The sequence below is a fragment of the Mesorhizobium sp. B2-5-4 genome, assembly GCF_006441095.1.
Classification (GTDB): Bacteria; Pseudomonadota; Alphaproteobacteria; order Rhizobiales; family Rhizobiaceae; genus Mesorhizobium; species Mesorhizobium salmacidum.
Window position 1 is genome coordinate 250750 of the sequence record NZ_VFUR01000003.1, and the last position, 18201, is coordinate 268950.

The window sequence follows — 18201 nt, forward strand, 5'->3', positions numbered from 1 at the left end:
AGATTTCGCCAAAATCTCTTCGGGCGATTAAACTGAGACGTTCACACCGGTTACGACAGCGCCAGTTGCGGCCAGAACGAGGGCCAGATCGTCAATATTCCTTCTCGTAGAATATTCCGCCCTTGGCTTCGCCGGCGTCCGTCGCCTCGCCGCGCAATTTGACTCCGCGCCCGACATTGAGGTCGATGGTCGCCTTGCCGGAACCCGGCTTGTCGCCCTTCTGGACAGTCACATAGGTGCGGTCGTTGAGATACTTGCCGGCCGAGACCGCCGTGCCCCCCTTGTCGTCGGTGATGACGTCGAGATCGTCGACGCCGATGGCGCTGCGCAGATTCTCCAGTAGCGACGTCGAGCCGCCGACACCAGCCAGTTGCCCGGCCGCTTCTGCCAGTTGCGCGATCTGCAGCGGCGACAGGTTCGACATCGACCGCCCGAAGATCAGTTGCGCCAGCACTTCATCCTCCGGCAGCGCCGGCACTGAACTGAAGGTGAATTTTGGATTGGTCGCCTCGCCCGACACCACGATGGTGACGGTTGCGCCGGTCGTGGTCGTCGTCGCCGTCAGGTTGAGGTAAGGCACCAGTGAGCCGGAGAATCCGACCGTGCCTTCGGTGAAGGTCAGCCGCTTGCCAAGGATCGACAGCCGGCCACGCTGCAAGGTGAAGGTGCCGACGGCTTGCGGCGACGAGGCCGGGCCGGTCAGTTTGAGCGAGCCGCCGAGTTCGGCGTCGACACCCCTGCCCTGGATGAAAATCTGGTTCGGCGCATTGACGGTAACGTCGAGCGCAAGGCCGCTGCCACTGCTCTTGCCGCTGGTCGTCGCCGGGCGCAGCGCCTTGTCCTGTGCCCTGACCGCACCCGGCGCGTTCTTGTGCTTGACGTCGAGTGCCGAGAGCGAGCCCGGCAATTTGTCCGGAACCGTGATGACGGTCTTGGCCAGGTTGACGGTGCCGGCGATGGCCGGTGCCGAAGTCAGCGGCCCCTTGATCGTCAGGTCGCCACCAAGGTTTGCGGTCACCACGCGTCCATCCGTGTAGCGGCCATCGGTGAGCTTGATCGACAGGTCGGCCGGGAACCCTTGCGCCGGATTGATGCCAACCGTACCGCTGGCCGACAGGCTGCCGCGCGTCGACAGCGTTCCGGTCAACCGGTTGATCCTGGCAACACCGTTGCCTATCGAGACGTCCGCCGCGATATCGTTGACCGCAAGGCCCGAGCGTGCGTCGACTAGCCGCGCGCCCGAGGTTTTGACGCTGCCGCCGATCACGGGCGATGTCGCCGGACCGCGCACCTGGATATTGACGTTGGCGGTGCCGGTCAGCGCCAGGCCCTGCGCGGCAAGCTTCTCGCCGAGGAGGCCGAATGGCACGGCACCGTTGAAATCGAGCGCCAGCGCGGGCGTGCCCGCGGTCGTCACCGTGCCGCCGCCCTTGAGGCCAAGCCCGGCTCCGTCGCTGATATTGGCGTTGAAGGCCAGCTTGTTGCCGACAAAGGTACCCGACGAGGAAACACTCACCGCGCCGACGCCCGCGCCGCGGGTCTGCGATGTCTGCACGCCGGCCGCGTCGATGTTGAAGGCAACGGCGGGGCTCGCCGGTGCGCCCGTCACCTTCACCGTGCCGGAGATGGAACCCGCGGCATCGAGACCGGGCGAAAAACTGTTGGCGAGCGACATCGGGACGCGCGCCAGCACTGCGTTGATGTCGAGCGTCTGCCCGACCTTGCCGGTCACCGTCGCGGTGCCGCCGCCAAGGTTGAGCACCAGCTTGTCAAGCGTCGTCGTGCCATTGGCGATGCTGACGGTCGAGGCCTGGGCGATAGCCGCCTTGATGCCCTGGACCGTCGCCTGCCCCGAAGCGAGTTCGATGGTGGTGGTGCCGCCGGCCACCTTCACGCGGCCGGCGGCCCTCGCCGGAATGCCCTTGACCGTGGCGCCGCCGGAAAAGCCGGTCCAGTCGCCATCGCGCTTCAAATCGACATCGATGCCGCTGATCACGGTGCCGCCCGATGTGACGGTGTCGGCGTGGATCTTGCCGGAGATAACTGGCGCGGCGAGGTAGTTGGCGATCAACGCATCGATGGAAACGGCCTTCGCCTGGAGATCGCCACGCGTGATCGAGGCGGTAGTCGCCTTGATGGCGACCTGGGGCGCCGCGCCATTCCTGGAAAAGGCGATCGTGCCGCGCACATCGCCCTCTGCCTTTTCAAGGGCCAGCGCTGCGAGCGGGCCGATATCGGGCAGGTCGAGCGAGATGGTGCCTTCAGGTACGAACTTGTCGTCCAGCGCCAGATCGCCTGAAATCCTGTTCTTGCCAAGCGAGAGGAGCAGGCCGTTGATGGCGCTCTTGCCGTCCGCCGTTGCCAGCACGGCACTCCCCTGCAGCGCCTGGCCGGCGACAATGCCAGTGAGCTGCACATTGGCTGCAGGGTTGGCGGCATCGGCCTTGCCGGTCGCCGCGAGCTTCAATCCGGTGATCTCGCGCGATGCCACCGAGAGCTTGTCGCTGTTGACGGTAAGCGACAGGTCCGGCGCCATGGCCGGCCCTTGCGCACTCAGCGCAAAAGCGATGGCGCCCTTGGCATCCTTCGACAATGGCGAGATGTCGCTCAGCGTCCCCCTGATGTCGGCGGTCACCTTGTTGTCGGCAAGGCTTGCCTGGCCGTCGGCACTCAGTGCGCCCGAAGTGAGCTTCAATCCGCCTATGTTGAGATTGCCGTTGGGCTCGCGCTTCAGCGTGGCGCTTATCTGGGCGCGGTCGCCAAGCATGCCGCGTGCCGCCGCCGGCAGGGCCGATGATGGCGCATCCGCCTTCAGGTTGAGATCGATGGCACCGTCACGCAGCGATACCTGGCCGGCGACCTGGCTGCTGAGCGCATCGCTTTTCAGCGTGCCGCTGTCGATGGCGACGGCGTCGGCGCTCAGCCGGGCGCTGAGCGCCGCCGTGACCTTGCCTGCGATGAGCGGCGCGATCGTTGCATTGTCGAGCCCAACCTTGTCCACCGACACCGTTCCGGAAACCGGCCCGGCGCGGTTCCTGAGATCGAATGCGTCCGAGTGCAGCGTCAGGGTAAGTCCGTCCACCTTCGCCGGGCTGGTGACGACTGAGGGCAGGATCGCGGAAAAGTCCAGCCGGGCATGCGTGCTTTCGCCCGCAATTTTGGCCGACACTGATCGGACCTCGAGCTTGACCGGGCTCTCGGTAGTTCCGACCGTCAGCGGCAGGCTGGGGCCGGACGAGGTCAGATCGATCGCGAAATCGCTGGCCCCGTTCGGGTTGATGGTGCCGGCGGCCTGACCGGAGACCTTCTCGCCGGAGAGGGTGGCACGGTCGAGGGCGACGCCGCCGGCAATGGTGTAGCTGCCGACCGCATCGACGGCGAGTGGTCCGAGCCCTGCCTGTCGGGTCTGGCTGGTCTCGGCGCCGGCCAGTTTCGCGTTGAACCGGATGTCCGGAGCTGCCGGGGCGCCGCTCACTTCAGCGATACCATCAAGCGTTCCCCTAGCATCCAGGCCTGGCAAAAACGCATTGGCAAGCGTGGCAGGCAAAGCGGAGACCTGTGCCGCCAGATCGAGCGTCTCGCCGGCGCTGCCCGAAAGCGCCACTTTGCCGCCGTCAATATCGAGCGCTAGCTTGTCGATGTTGGCTGTGCCGTCCGCGATGGTCAGAGCCGACGGTTCGGCAATCGCCGCCTTGATCCCACGAATAGTGGCGTCGCCCGAGGCAATCTCGACGCTGGTGGTGCCCTCGGCGATCTTCACCCGGCCGGCAGCGGTCGCCGGAATGCCCGCGATCGTGGCGCCGCCGGTGAAATCGGTCCAGTCGCCGTCGCGCTTGAGATCGACGCCGATGCCGCTGATTTCTGTGCTTCCCGAAGTGACCGCATCGGCCTTGATGGTGCCCGAGATCGCCGGCGCCTTGAGATAATTGGCGATCAGCGCATTGATGGCGATCGCTTTGGCCGTCACCTCGCCACGCGCGACCGACGTGCTCTTGGCATCGATGGCAATGGAGGGTGCGTCGCCGTCCTTGGCGAAGAGGATGGTGCCGTTGATGTCGCCGGTCACTGCCTGGCCGGCCAGCGCGGCCAATTGGTCGATTGCCGGCGCGGCGAGCGTCAGCGTTCCCAAGGGCATGAACTTGTTGTCGAGCGCCAGGTCGCCCGAGACCTTGTTGTCGCCCAGCGAGACCAGGAAGCCGTTGATCGAACGCTTGCCCTCGCTGGTCACCAGGGCAGCCTTGATGTCGAGCGGCTGGTCGTTGACGGCACCGGCCAGCGAGACATTGGCGGAAGGGTTCGTTATGTCGGCCTTGCCGCTGGCAGTCAGCTTGATGGCCTTCACCGTGCGGCCCGAAGCGGTCAGGCTGTCGCTGTCGGCGGTAACAGTGAAATCCGGCGCGGTGATCGCGCCGGATGCCGATAGTGCGAAATCGACCCCGCCGGTAACCGGTACGCCGACCGTCGGCGACAACACTGAAACGTCACCCAATTTGCCCTTGATGTCGGCCTGGATATCCGTGCCTTGCATGCTGGCCGTACCGCTGGCGCTGAGCGATCCCGAAGTGAGTTCGATCGAGTTCGCGGCGAAAGAGCCCTGCGGATCGCGCGATGCCGTGGCCGAGAATTTCACCCGCCCGCCGAGCACCGATGCGATCTGCTGCGGGAACGCGGTCGCCACGGCATCGGCGTTCATTTTGAGCTGCATCGACATGTCGGCGAGCGCTACCGTCGCCGTCAGCGACGCATTGAGCGCATCGGAGCGCAGCGTACCCTGGTCGATGGCAACAATGGCGTCCTTGCTGATTGAACCGGCCAGATCGACATTGACCTTGCCGGTGACCAGCGGCGCCAACGTCGCGACGTCGGTTTTCAGGCCGCCAGCCTCCAGCTTGACGGCAACCGGGCCGGCGCGGTTCTGGATATCGAAACCATCGGAATGAATTTGCGCCGCCAGATTGTCCAGCCTCGTGCCGCCGACGACGATCGAAACGAAGGAGGCGCCAATGTCGACGATCGGCGCCTTGCCGTCGCCGAAGGCCCGCGCGGTGGCGTTCTTGATCGCCAGCGTGATCGGCTGCGCCTTGCTGCCGACGCTGATCACCACGGGCGGGCCCTTGGCGGCGAGTTCGACCGACAGGTCGCTGGCGCCGGCGGGATCGGCTATGCCGGAGGCGGTGCCGTGCACCGCATCGCTCTCGATGCTGGCCCGGTCGATGCTGATGCCGCCAGCCGATGTGGCGGTGCCCGCGATATCGAAGCTGGTCTTGCCGGCAAACAGCGACTTCAGGTTTTCCGGCAGGAAGCGCGCAAGATCGCCGTCGCCCTTTGCCTCGACATGATTGCCCTTGTCGGTGAGCTGATGGCGGCCGGTGAGCTGGGTGACGATCCGATGGTCGACGAGGAAGGTACCGACACCACTCCAGTTGGCAAGCGGCCCGCTGCCCAAAACCGCGATATCGACCGGTGGCGCATCCGGTAGCTTGAGCAGATTGGCAATGATGCCGCCGGCCGGCTCCGACGCCTTGAGGTCGAGGTCCAGCTTGTTGTCGGTGGGTGCGAAATGGATCTTGGCATCGACATTGCCTTGTTTACCGTCGTGGCGGGTGACGTTGAGCACCGTCTGGACCGCCAGTGGCGCGGCATCGGCCTTGAGCATTCCCTTGGCCGCGAGCTCGGCGATGCCGCTGCCGGCCAGCTGCTCGCCAAGCGCGATTTCCGGCAGGTCGATCTGCTTGATGTCGATGGAGACCGGCAGCGTCGTCGTGCCGCTCTGCGCCGGCGGCTGCGTACCGGCCACCGGCAGGCGCGCCAGTTCGATGCGCTCGGCCGCAATCCGATCGGCGCTGAAGCTTTTCGACAGCAGCGCCGTCGGCGACCAGTCGACGGCCACTTTGCGCGCCACCAGCCAAGCGCCCTCGCGGTCCTCCAGCACGACATGGTCGAGGCTGAGATTACCCGACCAGATGCCGTCGATACCGCTGACGGTAACCTTGCGATCATCGCTCGAGGCCAGCCGCGAAATGATGCCGGCGAGGTTGTCGCGCCCGCGCTCGGTCTTGGTCAGCACGACGAGCGCGCCGATCGCACCCGCGAGCACGATCAGCAGCGTGTAGAGGACAATGCGAAGGATGCGCCAGACCGTTTTCATCGTCAGAACGCCTGGCCAATGCCGGCATAGATGCCGAAATGCGGGTCGCCGGGATCACGGTTGAGCGGCACGGCCGCGTCAATGCGCAACGGTCCGAACGGCGTGACGTAGCGCAGGCCGACGCCGGCACCGACCTTGACGTCGGAGAAGTTGGGAACCGACTTAGTCGACACCGTACCGGCATCGACGAAGGGCACGATGCCGATCGTGTCGGTGACGGCGATGCGCATCTCCACCGAGGTCTCGAAGAACGACAGGCCGCCGATCGGCTGGCCGGTGAAATCCTTGGGACCGATGCCCTGATAGGCATAGCCGCGCACCGAGCCGCCGCCGCCGGAATAAAAGCGCCGGTCGGCCGGGACGCTCTGCAGCCCGGTACCGACGATCGAGCCGATGGCGACACGCTCGGCCAGCACGAATTTCGAGGCCGTGTCCAGCGACTGATAGGCCGATCCCTCGCCCTTCAGCTTGAGGAAGGCGGCACCACTCAATATGTCGTAGCTCGGCTCGGCATAGGCGAGCACCCTGAAGCCCCTGGTCGGGTTCAGCCTGCTGTCCCTGCTGTCGTAGACATATTGCAGCGGAATGCTGGCGATCAGGTAGGTGTGCTTGCCGAAAGCGTCGTGGATGCGCGAATAATCGAGCGCGACCTCGGCCGATACGGTCTGCCTCTTGTCGAGTTCGTAGGACAGGCCGGTGCTGCCCTTGACCGAGAAATGGTCGTATGCGTCCGGATGCTCGAGCACGGTCTTCACGCTGGCGAAGAATTTCGACGCCGGCCCGATGACGCCGGGTTTCTCGAACATGATGCCGGCATTGTAGTTCAGTTCGGACAGATTGTTGCTGCCGATGCCGCTGATGGCGCCGTCGATGCGCAGCTTTTCGGCACGGCCAAACAGGTTGCGATGGCCCCAGTACCCCTCCAGGCCAAGCCCCTCGGTGTTCGAGAAGGTGCCGCCGAGCCCGAAGAAGCGCGGCTTGCGCTCGCTGACCTGGACGTCGATCGGGATGTTGCCTTCGGCGTCGAGCTTGTCGGCTTCCTTGAACGTCACGCTGTTGAAGACCTCGAGCGCCAGCAGCCTGTCGCGCGCGTCGCTGATCTCCTGCGGCGAGTACTGCCTGCCACGCTTCAGCCCGGTCATGTATTCGGTGAAGTCGCGGTCGATCTTCTCGGTGCCTTCCACGGTGGTCGCGCCATAGCCGGCGACCGGCCCGGCTGCGACCGTCAGCGTCACGTCGAGTGTCGAGGTGGCATGGTCGGCGACGATCTGCCGGTCGGTCACCCTGGCCAGCGGCCTGCCCTGCTCCTTCAGCGTCCGCACGATCAGCGCCTCGGCCTTGAGCACCGCGCCCGATCCGGCGTCGCCGCCAGATATCAGCCCATAGTCGGCGCTCATCAGCCCCGCCGCGTCGCCCTCCAGCCTGATATTGCCAAGAGTGAATTTGGGGCCAGCCGAAATGGTGATCGCCACCGGAATGGGCTGCGGACCCTTGAATTCGGCGTCCGGCGGCAGTTCGTCGAGCGGCTTGCCGTCGATGGTGATGGTGACCACGCCTTCATAACGGGCATCGGCATAAAGTGCGGCGACCAGTTGTTCCCGGTCGCTGCGCGCCTTGGCCATCAGCCCGAGCGAGCCCGAAACCGGCCGGTCCTCATCGCCTTTCAGCGCCGAAGCGTTTTCGAGCTTCTTGACGAGGTCCTTGTCGGCATCGGGTGCGGAGATGGTCACCGCGTAACGCAGGGGATCGGCAATATCGGCGTCCTCGTCGCTGGAGGATCCCCACAGCTTGATACCGAAAAGCTCGAACGCGGCCGCGTGCCTCGCTTCGCAAAGCAGCGCCGACGAACACATCATGGCCAAAAGCAGGGCGCGCGGAAGCACGCGCCCTGGCGCGGTCCCTCCTGACATCTGCTCTTCATGCGCCGGCATCAAGATAACCTAGTTCGTAAACCTAAAATTGGAATGAAGTTCTGAAGCGCTCGTAAAGGGGCCACAATCCAATTGTCTGAAATAGGACGGGCTTGGAATTCACACCTTCTGCGTTTCCGCAAGAATGCGTGATCCCCTGTCCTATGGAGGTTACTGTCCGCATACCGGTCCTTGGCCGGAAAATAAACCGTTGGCAGGCGGCACCTGCCGCGTTCGCGCGTTGACAAGCCTGACTGAAGCTTGATCATGCCCGGACGCCTGCAATTGTCTGGAGGGTGTAATGGCAATGCGCGCGGCTCGTGGTCTGTCGATTCTCGTCCTTCTCTTCTTCGCCTGGGGCAGCGTCGCGCAAGCGGCCGAGGCCCGGCGAATCGCAACGACCGACAATTCCGACTATTTCGGTTTCGACCTCAGGTCGGACCAGAACGTCACGCTCGACCAGTGCAAGACGACATGTCTCGGCGATCCGGCCTGCCGCGCCTTCACCTACAACACCAAGGCCAAATGGTGCTTTCTCAAATCCGACTATAACCAGTTAAAATCCTTCACCGGCGCGATCGCCGGCAAGGTCGTCAACATCGACGGCGATCCCGATATCGGCGCGCCGCCGGAACTCGGCTTCTTTCCCAACTGGATGGCCGACCAGGCCCAGCAATATCGCAACAAGCTGCTTGGCCCGGCCTTCGACAAGCCGACGGAGGGCATGGCGGCACTGACCAATGCAGCCGAACAGGCCGTATTGACCGGCGACCATCGCGCCGCCATGCAGAAATACGAGGCCGCGGTCTCGGTCATGCCTGACGATGGCCAGCTCTGGCTCAAGCTGGCTCGCGAAACGCTGGCCGTGCAGCCTGCAGCCAGCACCTCCGAAGCCTCGACTTTGCCGGCAAACGGCACGTCGGCCGCCTTCAACGCCTATAAGCTGCTGCGCACCACCAAGACGCGCGCCGAAGTGCTGGCGCTGCTCGGCAATGGTCTCGACAAGCGCGATCTCTACCGGCCGGCGCTCCAAGCCTATGAGGCCAGCCTTGCGCTGGAAAGCGCGCCCGCGGTGCAGGCCGACTATGCCGATCTGAAGGCCCGCAAGGGGTTCCGTGTCATCGATCACTCTGTCGATGCCGACACCAGCGCGCCGCGCATCTGCGCGCAATTCTCCGAGGATCTGGTCAAGACCGGCATCGACTACACGCAGTTCGTCACCGTTGACAACGCGCCGCCCAAGGGCGTCGAGGCCAAGGACAAGCAGATCTGCGTCGAAGGGCTCGAACACGGCCAGCACTATGACGTCACCTTCCGCGCCGGCCTGCCGGCGGCGATCGGCGAAGTGACCGCCGCCCCCGTGGTGCTGTCGATCTATGTGCAGGACCGCGCGCCGTCCGCCCGCTTCACCGGCGACAGCTTCGTGCTGCCGGCCGGCGCGCGCCGCGGCATCCCGATCGTCACCGTCAACATGAACGCCGCCGAAATGAAGCTCTACCGCATCGGCGATCGTTCGCTGGCGCAGCTTCTGTCGGGCTACCAGTTCCTACACCAGCTCGACGGCTATGACATCTCCAACATCTCCGAGCAGATGGGCGCGCCGGTCTGGCAGGGCCAGCTCGACATCGTCAACGATCTCAACAAGGAGGTCACCACCTCGTTCCCGGTCGACGAAGCGCTGCCGCAGCGCAAGCCCGGCGTCTATGTGCTGACCGCGCAACCCGTCAACGACAAGAGCGACGACTACGGTTCGCTGGCCACGCAATGGTTCGTCGTCTCCGACATTGGCCTGTCGACCTATACCGGCCAGGACGGGCTCAATGTCTTTGCCCGTTCGCTGGGCAGCGCCAAGCCGATAGCGGGTGCCGAACTGACGCTGGTTGCCCGAAACAACGAGGTTCTGGGCACCGCGACGTCCGATGCGAACGGCCACGCCGTCTTCAACCCCGGCCTGACGCGCGGTGACGGCGGCATGGTGCCGGCCGTGCTGATGGCCAAACAGGGCGACAATGATTTCGTCTTCCTCGACATGGCCAAGGCCGGCTTCGACCTGTCCGACCGTGGCGTCACCGGACGCGCCGCACCGGGCGCGCTCGACGTCTATGCCTGGACCGAACGCGGCATCTACCGTGCCGGCGAGGACGTCCACGTCGCCGCCCTTGCCCGCGACGGTGCGGCCAAGGCCGTCGAGAACCTGCCGCTGACCTTCATCTTCTCGCGCCCCGATGGCGTCGAGGACCGCCGCATCGTCAGCGACGGCGCCTCGGCTGGCGGCCACGCCGTCGACCTGCCGCTCGAACCCAACGCCATGCGCGGCACATGGTCGGTGTCGATCTACACCGACCCCAAGCAGCCGGCGGTTGCCAGCCAGATGTTCCTGGTCGAGGACTTCGTGCCGGATCGCATCGAATTCGACATGAAGGCCGACAAGCAGGAGATTGCGCGGGGCGAAACCGCCAACATCAACATTGACGGCCGCTTCCTCTACGGCGCGCCGGCGGCGGGCCTGGCGCTGGAAGGCGAACTCACGCTGTCGACGTCGCGCGACTGGGACCGCTTCCCCAACTTTTCCTTCGGCCTCGCCGACGAGCAGTCGGCGGAGCCCACGGTCACGCCGCTCACCGATCTGCCGGTGGTTGGCGATGACGGCAAGGCGACCTTCCCTGTTACCGTCGACCAGTTGCCCTCGACCACCAAGCTGGTCGACGGCAAGGTGACGGTGCGCATGCGCGAAACCGGCGGCCGCGCCATCGAGCGCTCGCTCAACATCGGCATCCGCCCGCAAGGCCATATGATCGGCATCCGTCCGGACTTCGCCGACGGTGAAGTGCCACAAGGCGGCACCGCCAAGTTCAGCCTGATCGCCGTCGATCCCGACGGCAAGCGCGAGGCGCTGAAAGGCGCGCAGTGGACGCTGGTCAAGGTCGAACGCAACTACCAGTGGTATCGCTCCAACAACTCCTGGAACTACGAGCCGGTGACCTTGACCAAGTCGATCGCCAACGGTCAGCTCGACCTCGCCGCCGATGGCGACGCAACCGTTTCCGTACCGGTCGATTGGGGCCAGTACAGGCTCGAGGTCGAGACATCGGACCCGGAGGGGCCCGCCACCAGCTATGAGTTCGACGCCGGCTGGTATGTCGCCTCGACCACCACAGAAACGCCCGACGGCCTGGAGATTGCCCTGGACAAGGACAATTATACCGCCGGCGAAGTGGCCAAGCTGAAAATCTCGCCGCATTTTGCCGGCGAACTTCTGATCAACATCGGCTCCGACAAGCTGCTGAAGACAATCACGGCGACCGTGCCGGCCGGCGGCAGCACCGTCGACATCCCGGTCGGTGACGACTGGGGTGCCGGCGCCTATGTCACGGCAACCCTGTTCCGGCCGGGCGATGCGCAGGAAACGCGCATGCCCGCCCGCGCCATCGGCGTGAAATGGCTGACGGTCGATCCGGGCGCCAAGAAGCTCGCCATCACGCTCACGCCGCCCGACAAGACCGTGCCGCGCCAGCAGCTGTCGATCCCGGTTTCCGTGGCCGGCGTGCAGCCGGGCACCAACGCCTATGTCATGGTTGCCGCCGTCGATGTCGGCATCCTCAATTTGACCAACTACAAGGCGCCGGATCCGGAGACCTGGTTCTTCGGCCAGCGCATGCTGGGCATGGAGATCCGCGACATCTACGGCCGCCTGATCGATGGCTCGCTTGGCACCACCGGCAAGCTCAGGACCGGTGGCGACGGCGCCAACATGCAGGCGCAAGGCAGCCCGCCCACCGAAAAGCTGGTCGCCTTCTTCTCCGGCCCGGTCCAGCTCGATGCCGGTGGCAAGGCACGGATCGACTTCGACATTCCGCAGTTCAACGGCACCGTGCGCGTCATGGCCGTCGCCTGGACCAAGGAGGCGGTCGGTCATGCCCAGTTGGACGTGATCGTACGTGATCCCGTAGTGATCACCGCCGGCCTGCCGCGCTTCCTGGCGCCTGGCGACAATGCCGTCATGCGGCTCGACGTAGCCGACACGGACGGCCCCGCCGGCGACTATGCGCTGTCGATCGATACGACGGGCGACCTGTCGACAGGCGACAAGCCTCTGCCCCAGAAGCTGACGCTCGCCCAGGGCAAGCGCCAGACCTTGACGGTGCCGCTGATCGCAAAGACGGCGGGCAATGCCTCGCTCACCATCAAGCTGGCACACGCCGACGGCACCAAGGTCGAGCAGACGCTCCATGTGCCGGTGCGCCCGGCCCAGCTGCCGGTCACCACGCGCCTTGTGGTCGATCTCAAGGGCAACGGCGGCGCGTTGCGCGTCGACAAGGAATTGCTGGCCGCAAGCCTGCTCGAGGGCGCTTCGGTCAGCGTCGGCGTTTCGCAGGCGGCGGCCTTCGACGTGCCGTCGCTGCTGATGACGCTCGATCGCTACCCCTATGGTTGCGCCGAGCAGACCACCAGCCGCGCCATGCCGCTTCTCTACGTCAACGAGATGGCATCGGGCATCGGCATGGAAAGCGACCCTGACCTGCACGGCCGCATCCAGGATGCGATCTACAAGGTCCTGAGCTACCAGTCCTCAAGCGGCAGCTTCGGCCTGTGGGGTCCGGGCTCCGGCGATTTGTGGCTCGACGCCTATGTCAGCGAGTTCCTGACCAGGGCACGGGAGCAGAAATACGACGTGCCGGCTCTTGCGATGAACCAGGCCCTGAATAATCTGCAGAACTCGCTCGGCTACGACCAGAGCGTACAGGACCGTGGCAGCGAGATCGCCTACGCCCTCTATGTGCTGGCCCGCAACAAGAAGGCCTCGATCGGCGACCTGCGCTACTACGCCGACACCCAGCTCGAAGCCTTTTCGAGCCCGATGGCCGTTGTCCAATTGGCGGCGAGCCTGGCGCTCTATGGCGACACGCAGCGTTCGGAGGCGACGTTCAAGACCGCACTGCAGCTCGCCAAGTCGAGCACCGACTATGACTGGTACCGCTCCGACTACGGCTCGGCGTTGCGTGACGGCGCGGCGATGCTGTCGCTGGCGGCGGAATCGAAGCCGGTATCGACGATCGTGCCCGAACTGATCAAGCTGGTCACCAGGAAACGTGCCGAAGCCCGCTGGACCAGCACCCAGGACGATTCCTGGATGCTGCTGGCGGCCCGCGCGCTGAAGGAGGGCAATGATTCGATCACGCTGACCGTCAATGGCGCGCCGCATTCCGGCGGCTATTCAAACCAGGTGAACGGCTCGGAACTGGTCGACAGCCCGCTCGAAATCGCCAACACCGGCAAGACCCCGCTGCAGGCCGTCGTCACCACCGTGGCGTCGCCGATCCAGCCCTTGCCGGCCGGCGGCGACGGCTTCACCATCAACCGCACCTACTACAAGCTCGACGGCACCGAAGCCAATGTGACCGAGGCAACCCAGAACGAACGCTATGTCGTCGTGCTCAAGGTGACGGAACAGAACAGCTGGCCGTCGCGCTTGCTGGTCACCGACCTGTTGCCGGCCGGCTTCGAGATCGACAATCCAGGCCTGGTTTCCAGCGCCCAGCTGTCGAACTTCTCCTGGCTGGCACAAACCGACGCCGCGCATCTGGAATTCCGCGACGACCGCTTCGTCGCGGCATTCAACCCGGCCGACGGCGACCACGACCACAATCTGACGCTCGCCTATGTCGTGCGCGCCGTGACGCCGGGCACCTACGCCCATCCGGCGGCAACGGTGGAGGACATGTACCGGCCGCAATATTCGGCCCGCACCGCCACCGGCATGATGGAGATCAAGGCACCGTAAGGTGACGCTGACGAATATGAACAGGACGACGGCGCTGCCCCTCATCCGCCTGCCGGCACCTTCTCCCCGCATAGTGACGGGAAGAAGGGAGCTGTCTCGAACTTCGCCGCTTTTTCCGCAACGCTGGCGATTGGCGAAACCATCAGCAACAGCGTCTTTCTCCCCGTCACTATACGGGGAGAAATGTCCGGTAGGACAATGAGGGGCGGCGCCATGTTCTCCAGAAAATTCCTGCGCCGCGCCGCCATAACCTCGGCTTCTTGCGCCGGCATTCTCGCCCTCTCCACCGCCACCCTCTGGGAGCTCGACCGCGCCTTCCCGCCCCCGCTTCCTGAAAAGCTCACCGTTTCCACTGAAGTCCAGGACCGCGATAGCCAGCTGTTGCGCGCCTTCGCCACGCCGGACGGCTACTGGCGGCTGGAAACCCGGCTCGACCAGGTCGACAAGCAATTCGTCGACATGCTGGTCACTTATGAGGACAAGCGCTTCTGGGGCCATGAGGGCGTCGATGTGCTGGCGCTGGCCCGCGCAGCCGGCCAGTTCGCCACCAGCGGCCACATCGTCTCTGGCGGCTCGACCCTGTCTATGCAGCTCGCCCGCCTGATCGAGCCGCGCGAGAGCCGCAGCCTCGGCTCCAAGATCAAGCAGATGTTGCGCGCCATCCAGATCGAACGACGGCTGTCGAAGCGCGAGATCCTCGAGCGTTACCTGACACTGGCGCCCTATGGCGGTAATCTGGAGGGCGTGCGCGCCGCTTCGCTCGCCTATTTCGGCAAAGAACCGAAGCGGCTGACCGTTTCCGAGGCCGCCCTTCTCGTCGCCCTTCCCCAATTGCCGGAAAAGCGACGGCCCGACCGCAATCTCCAGATCGCCCATGCAGCGCGCGATCGTGTGCTGAGCCGCATGGTCTCATCAGGCCTGATCGGCGAACGCGAGGCGGCACGCGCAGCACTCGACGATGTGTCAGGCTTGCGGCGCACCTTGCCGGCGCTTGCCGCGCATGCCTCCTATGCGATGCTTCCCAAGGCCGTCCCCGGTCAGCCGCTCAAGCTGACGATCCGCAAAAGCGTCCAGCAGGGACTGGAACAAGTGGCGCGCGACGCCGCCACCAAGCTCGGGCCGCGTCTCTCCGTCGCCATGGTGCTGGCCGACGCCCGCACCGGCGACATTTTGGGCGAAGTCGGCTCGGCCAATTTCTTCGATGCCAGCCGTTCCGGCTGGATCGACATGACCAAGGTCGTGCGTTCGCCCGGCTCGACGCTGAAGCCGTTCATCTATGGCCTCGCGTTCGAGCAGGGACTGGTGGCGCAGGAAACGCTGATAGAGGACAGCCCAGTCGATTTCAGCGGCTACAGGCCGAAGAATTTCGACATGGGCTACCAGGGCGATGTCAGCATCCGCCAGGCTTTGCAACTGTCGCTCAACGTGCCGGCGATCCGCGTGCTCGACGCGGTCGGCCCGGCGCGGCTGACAGCGCGCTTCCGCCAGGCGGGCGTCAACCCGATCTTGCCGGTCAACGAAGCGCCGGGCCTGGCCATCGGCCTCGGCGGCGTCGGCGTCACGCTGCGCGACCTGGTCCAGCTCTACACAGGGCTCGCCAATGGCGGCAAGACGCACTCGCTGCGCGACGGCACCGAACCGGCCAACGCCGTGAGTTCGACCACCACCATCCTCAACGACCAGGCCAACTGGCAGATCATCGACATCCTCTCGGGTGTGAAGCCACCCGAAGGCGCTTTGCAGCGTGGCATCGCCTACAAGACCGGCACTTCTTACGGCTACCGTGACGCCTGGTCGGTGGGCTTCGACGGCCGCTATGTGCTGGGTGTCTGGGTCGGCCGGCCCGATGCCGGCGCGGTGCCGGGTCTTTCCGGCTATGTCTCGGCCGCTCCGATTCTGTTCGAGGGCTTTGTCCGCTCGGGACTGGCGACCGTGCCGCTGCCGGGCAAACCGCCTGGCGCCTTTACCCCCAAGCGCGAGGACCTTCCGGTGACGCTTGCCCGCTTCGGCGCCGGCGCGGATGGCCTGGTGCAGGCGACGCCGACCGAACCCGCGCCGACCATCATTTTCCCGCCGGACGGCGCTCGCGTCGATCTCGCCACCAACTCGGCCGACGCCTCGCCGCTGGTGCTGAAATTGCAAGGTGGCCGTGCGCCGTTCCGCTGGCTGGCCAACGGCAAGCCCCTCATCGGCCTCGACCGCCGCCGCACCGCGACATGGCAGCCCGACGGCGCGGGTTACTCGACGCTGACCGTCATCGATGCGGCTGGACGAGCGGCGAGTGTGAAAGTGTTCGTTGAGTAGAGTGCGTCAAGGGATTCAGCGCATTGGCTTTTTGAGACCGGGGATAGAAGGATAGCTCGCCTGATGCCTGGTGCCTCGCGCAATCCTCGATTGTCGATAGCGTTAGCTGCGGCAGCGTTCGTTGTGACAATCCCTTTCTCTGCCTTCGCCGATCCCCTCCCTGCCGGCTTCGTCCGCCTCTCCGATATCGCCCCATCCATCCGCCAGGACATTCGCTACGCCAGCTCCAACAATTTCCTGCACCGCAAGGTGAACGGCTACAACGCACCTGTCTGCATCCTCACGGAGGAGGCGGCGAAGGCACTCTCCAGCGTTCAGAAGGCGATGATCGCCAAGGGCATGACGCTGGTCGTGTTCGACTGCTACCGCCCTGCCCGCGCGGTGGCCGACATGGGCGATTGGACGACCGCGGGTGGGCCGCCGGACCCGCAGTGGTATCCGAAGATCAAGCGCAGCGACCTCATCACTGAGGGCTACGTCGCCCGGCGGTCGGCACATTCGCGCGGCTCAACCGTCGATATCGCTATCGCGCCTGCCGACAGTCCGTCCGTGCCGAAACCGGCCTGCGGCGCTGTCGATGCCAACACCCTCGATTTCGGCACCGGCTTCGATTGTTTCGACACGATGAGCGAGACCGCGCATCGCCCGCTCGGCACCGAAGCAGCGGCAAACCGCAAGCTGCTCGTCGATGCCATGCGTGCTGGCGGGTTCAAGAACTATGCCCACGAATGGTGGCATTTTGCGCTCGCCCACGAGCCATTTCCCAAGCAGCGCTTCGATTTCCCTGTGACCGCCGAGTAAGCTGCCCAACGCAGACTTGCCCGGCAGCCGTGCATCCCTAGATAGGCCGGATGGCGGACCGGCTCCGGGTGCGGAGCAGCTGCAAGGAAAATATTTTCCCAATGCCGCAACAGATCGCCGAAGATTTTCTTCAGGAAGGCAAAAAAGGCAAACATTGAATGCATCTTATTTCTATCAATTCGGTAGATTTGGCACGGGTTCAATGGAGGCAGAAATGACCAAACCTCATTTCCGGAAACTGCTCGGCGCACTGGTCGCCACATCGGTCCAGTTCGGCACGCTCGGTTTCGCGTTTGCCGATACCACCATTCTCAACGTGTCCTACGATCCGACGCGCGAGCTCTATAAGGCCTATGACGAGGCCTTCGCCGCGCATTGGAAGACCGAGACCGGCGAGACGGTGACAATCCAGCAGTCACATGGCGGATCGGGCGCCCAGGCCCGCGCCGTGATCGACGGCCTGGACGCCGATGTGGTGACGCTGGCGCTCGAAGGCGACATCAACGCCATCGTCTTCAAGTCAAAGAAGATCAATCCCGACTGGCGCACCAAATTCGAAAACAATTCAGCGCCTTACACCTCGACGATCATCTTCCTTGTCCGCAAGGGCAATCCCAAGGGCATCCACGACTGGAACGACCTGATCAAAGACGGCACGCAGGTGATCACGCCTAACCCCAAGACCTCGGGCGGCGCGCGCTGGAACTATCTCGCGGCCTGGGCCTATGCCAACGCCAACGATGGCGGCGACGAAGCCAAGACCAAGGAATTCGTCGGCAAGCTCTACGCCAATGCTCCCGTGCTCGATACCGGCGCGCGCGGCTCGACCGTGACCTTCGCGCAAAAAGGCCTGGGCGACGTGCTGATCGCCTGGGAAAACGATGCCTATCTGGCGCTCGATGAGTTTGGCGCCGACAATTTCGACATCGTCTATCCGCCGACCTCGATCCTGGCCGAGCCGCCGGTGGCTGTGGTCGACGCCAATGTCGACGCCAAGGGCACGCGCAAGGTGGCCGAGGCCTATCTGAGCTACCTCTATTCCAAGGAAGGCCAGACCATCATCGCCAAGAACCACTACCGGCCGTCCAAGCCCGATCTGGTTCCGCCCGAGGATCTCGCCAAGCTGCCGCCTATCAAGCTGATCACCATCGACGACCCGCTTTTCGGTGGCTGGAAGAAGGCACAGCCTTATCATTTCGGCGACGGTGGTATATTCGACCAGATCTACAAACCGGCCCAGTGAGCTAAACCTAGAT

General features: G+C 64.7%; 6 protein-coding genes. 4 read left to right on the forward strand and 2 right to left on the reverse strand.

Going from position 1 to position 18201, the window contains the following annotated elements:
- Positions 1-91: 91 nt before the first annotated feature.
- Both FJ492_RS05765 and FJ492_RS05770 read right to left on the reverse strand, forming a co-directional pair.
- Positions 92-6148 carry a translocation/assembly module TamB domain-containing protein gene (locus FJ492_RS05765; RefSeq protein WP_140768935.1) on the reverse strand — a complete coding sequence of 2019 codons (6057 nt, stop codon included), beginning with the start codon at positions 6146-6148 and terminating at the stop codon, positions 92-94.
- Positions 6149-6150: 2 nt separating this feature from the next.
- The gene (locus FJ492_RS05770) at positions 6151-8079 is read right to left on the reverse strand and encodes an autotransporter assembly complex family protein (RefSeq protein WP_140768937.1); all 1929 of its coding nucleotides are present in this window, start codon (positions 8077-8079) and stop codon (positions 6151-6153) included.
- Positions 8080-8359: 280 nt separating this feature from the next.
- Here FJ492_RS05770 and FJ492_RS05775 point away from each other — a divergent pair, with 280 nt between their 5' ends.
- The 4 genes from FJ492_RS05775 (at position 8360) to FJ492_RS05795 (ending at position 18188) form a co-directional block, all read left to right on the forward strand.
- The gene (locus tag FJ492_RS05775) at positions 8360-13840 is read left to right on the forward strand and encodes an alpha-2-macroglobulin family protein (RefSeq protein ID WP_140768939.1); all 5481 of its coding nucleotides are present in this window, start codon (positions 8360-8362) and stop codon (positions 13838-13840) included.
- Positions 13841-14053: 213 nt separating this feature from the next.
- On the forward strand, positions 14054-16144 hold the full coding sequence (gene pbpC, locus FJ492_RS05785) for a penicillin-binding protein 1C (RefSeq protein ID WP_246675900.1): 2091 nt from the start codon (positions 14054-14056) through the stop codon (positions 16142-16144).
- Between the two features lie 123 nt (positions 16145-16267).
- On the forward strand, positions 16268-16945 hold the full coding sequence (locus FJ492_RS05790) for a M15 family metallopeptidase (protein WP_246675901.1): 678 nt from the start codon (positions 16268-16270) through the stop codon (positions 16943-16945).
- Positions 16946-17159: 214 nt separating this feature from the next.
- Positions 17160-18188 (forward strand): sulfate ABC transporter substrate-binding protein, encoded by a 1029-nt coding sequence (locus FJ492_RS05795; RefSeq protein ID WP_140768943.1) that lies wholly within the window; start codon positions 17160-17162, stop codon positions 18186-18188.
- The last annotated feature ends 13 nt before the right edge of the window (positions 18189-18201 follow it).

Bases quoted from the DNA above. Each gene is read 5' to 3' on its own strand.
- pbpC (WP_246675900.1), top strand. From the start codon at position 14,054: ATGTTCTCCAGAAAATTCCTGCGCCGCGCCGCCATAACCTCGGCTTCT.
- FJ492_RS05765 (WP_140768935.1), bottom strand. From the start codon at position 6,148: ATGAAAACGGTCTGGCGCATCCTTCGCATTGTCCTCTACACGCTGCTG.
- FJ492_RS05795 (WP_140768943.1), top strand. From the start codon at position 17,160: ATGACCAAACCTCATTTCCGGAAACTGCTCGGCGCACTGGTCGCCACA.
- FJ492_RS05770 (WP_140768937.1), bottom strand. From the start codon at position 8,079: ATGCCGGCGCATGAAGAGCAGATGTCAGGAGGGACCGCGCCAGGGCGC.
- FJ492_RS05775 (WP_140768939.1), top strand. From the start codon at position 8,360: ATGGCAATGCGCGCGGCTCGTGGTCTGTCGATTCTCGTCCTTCTCTTC.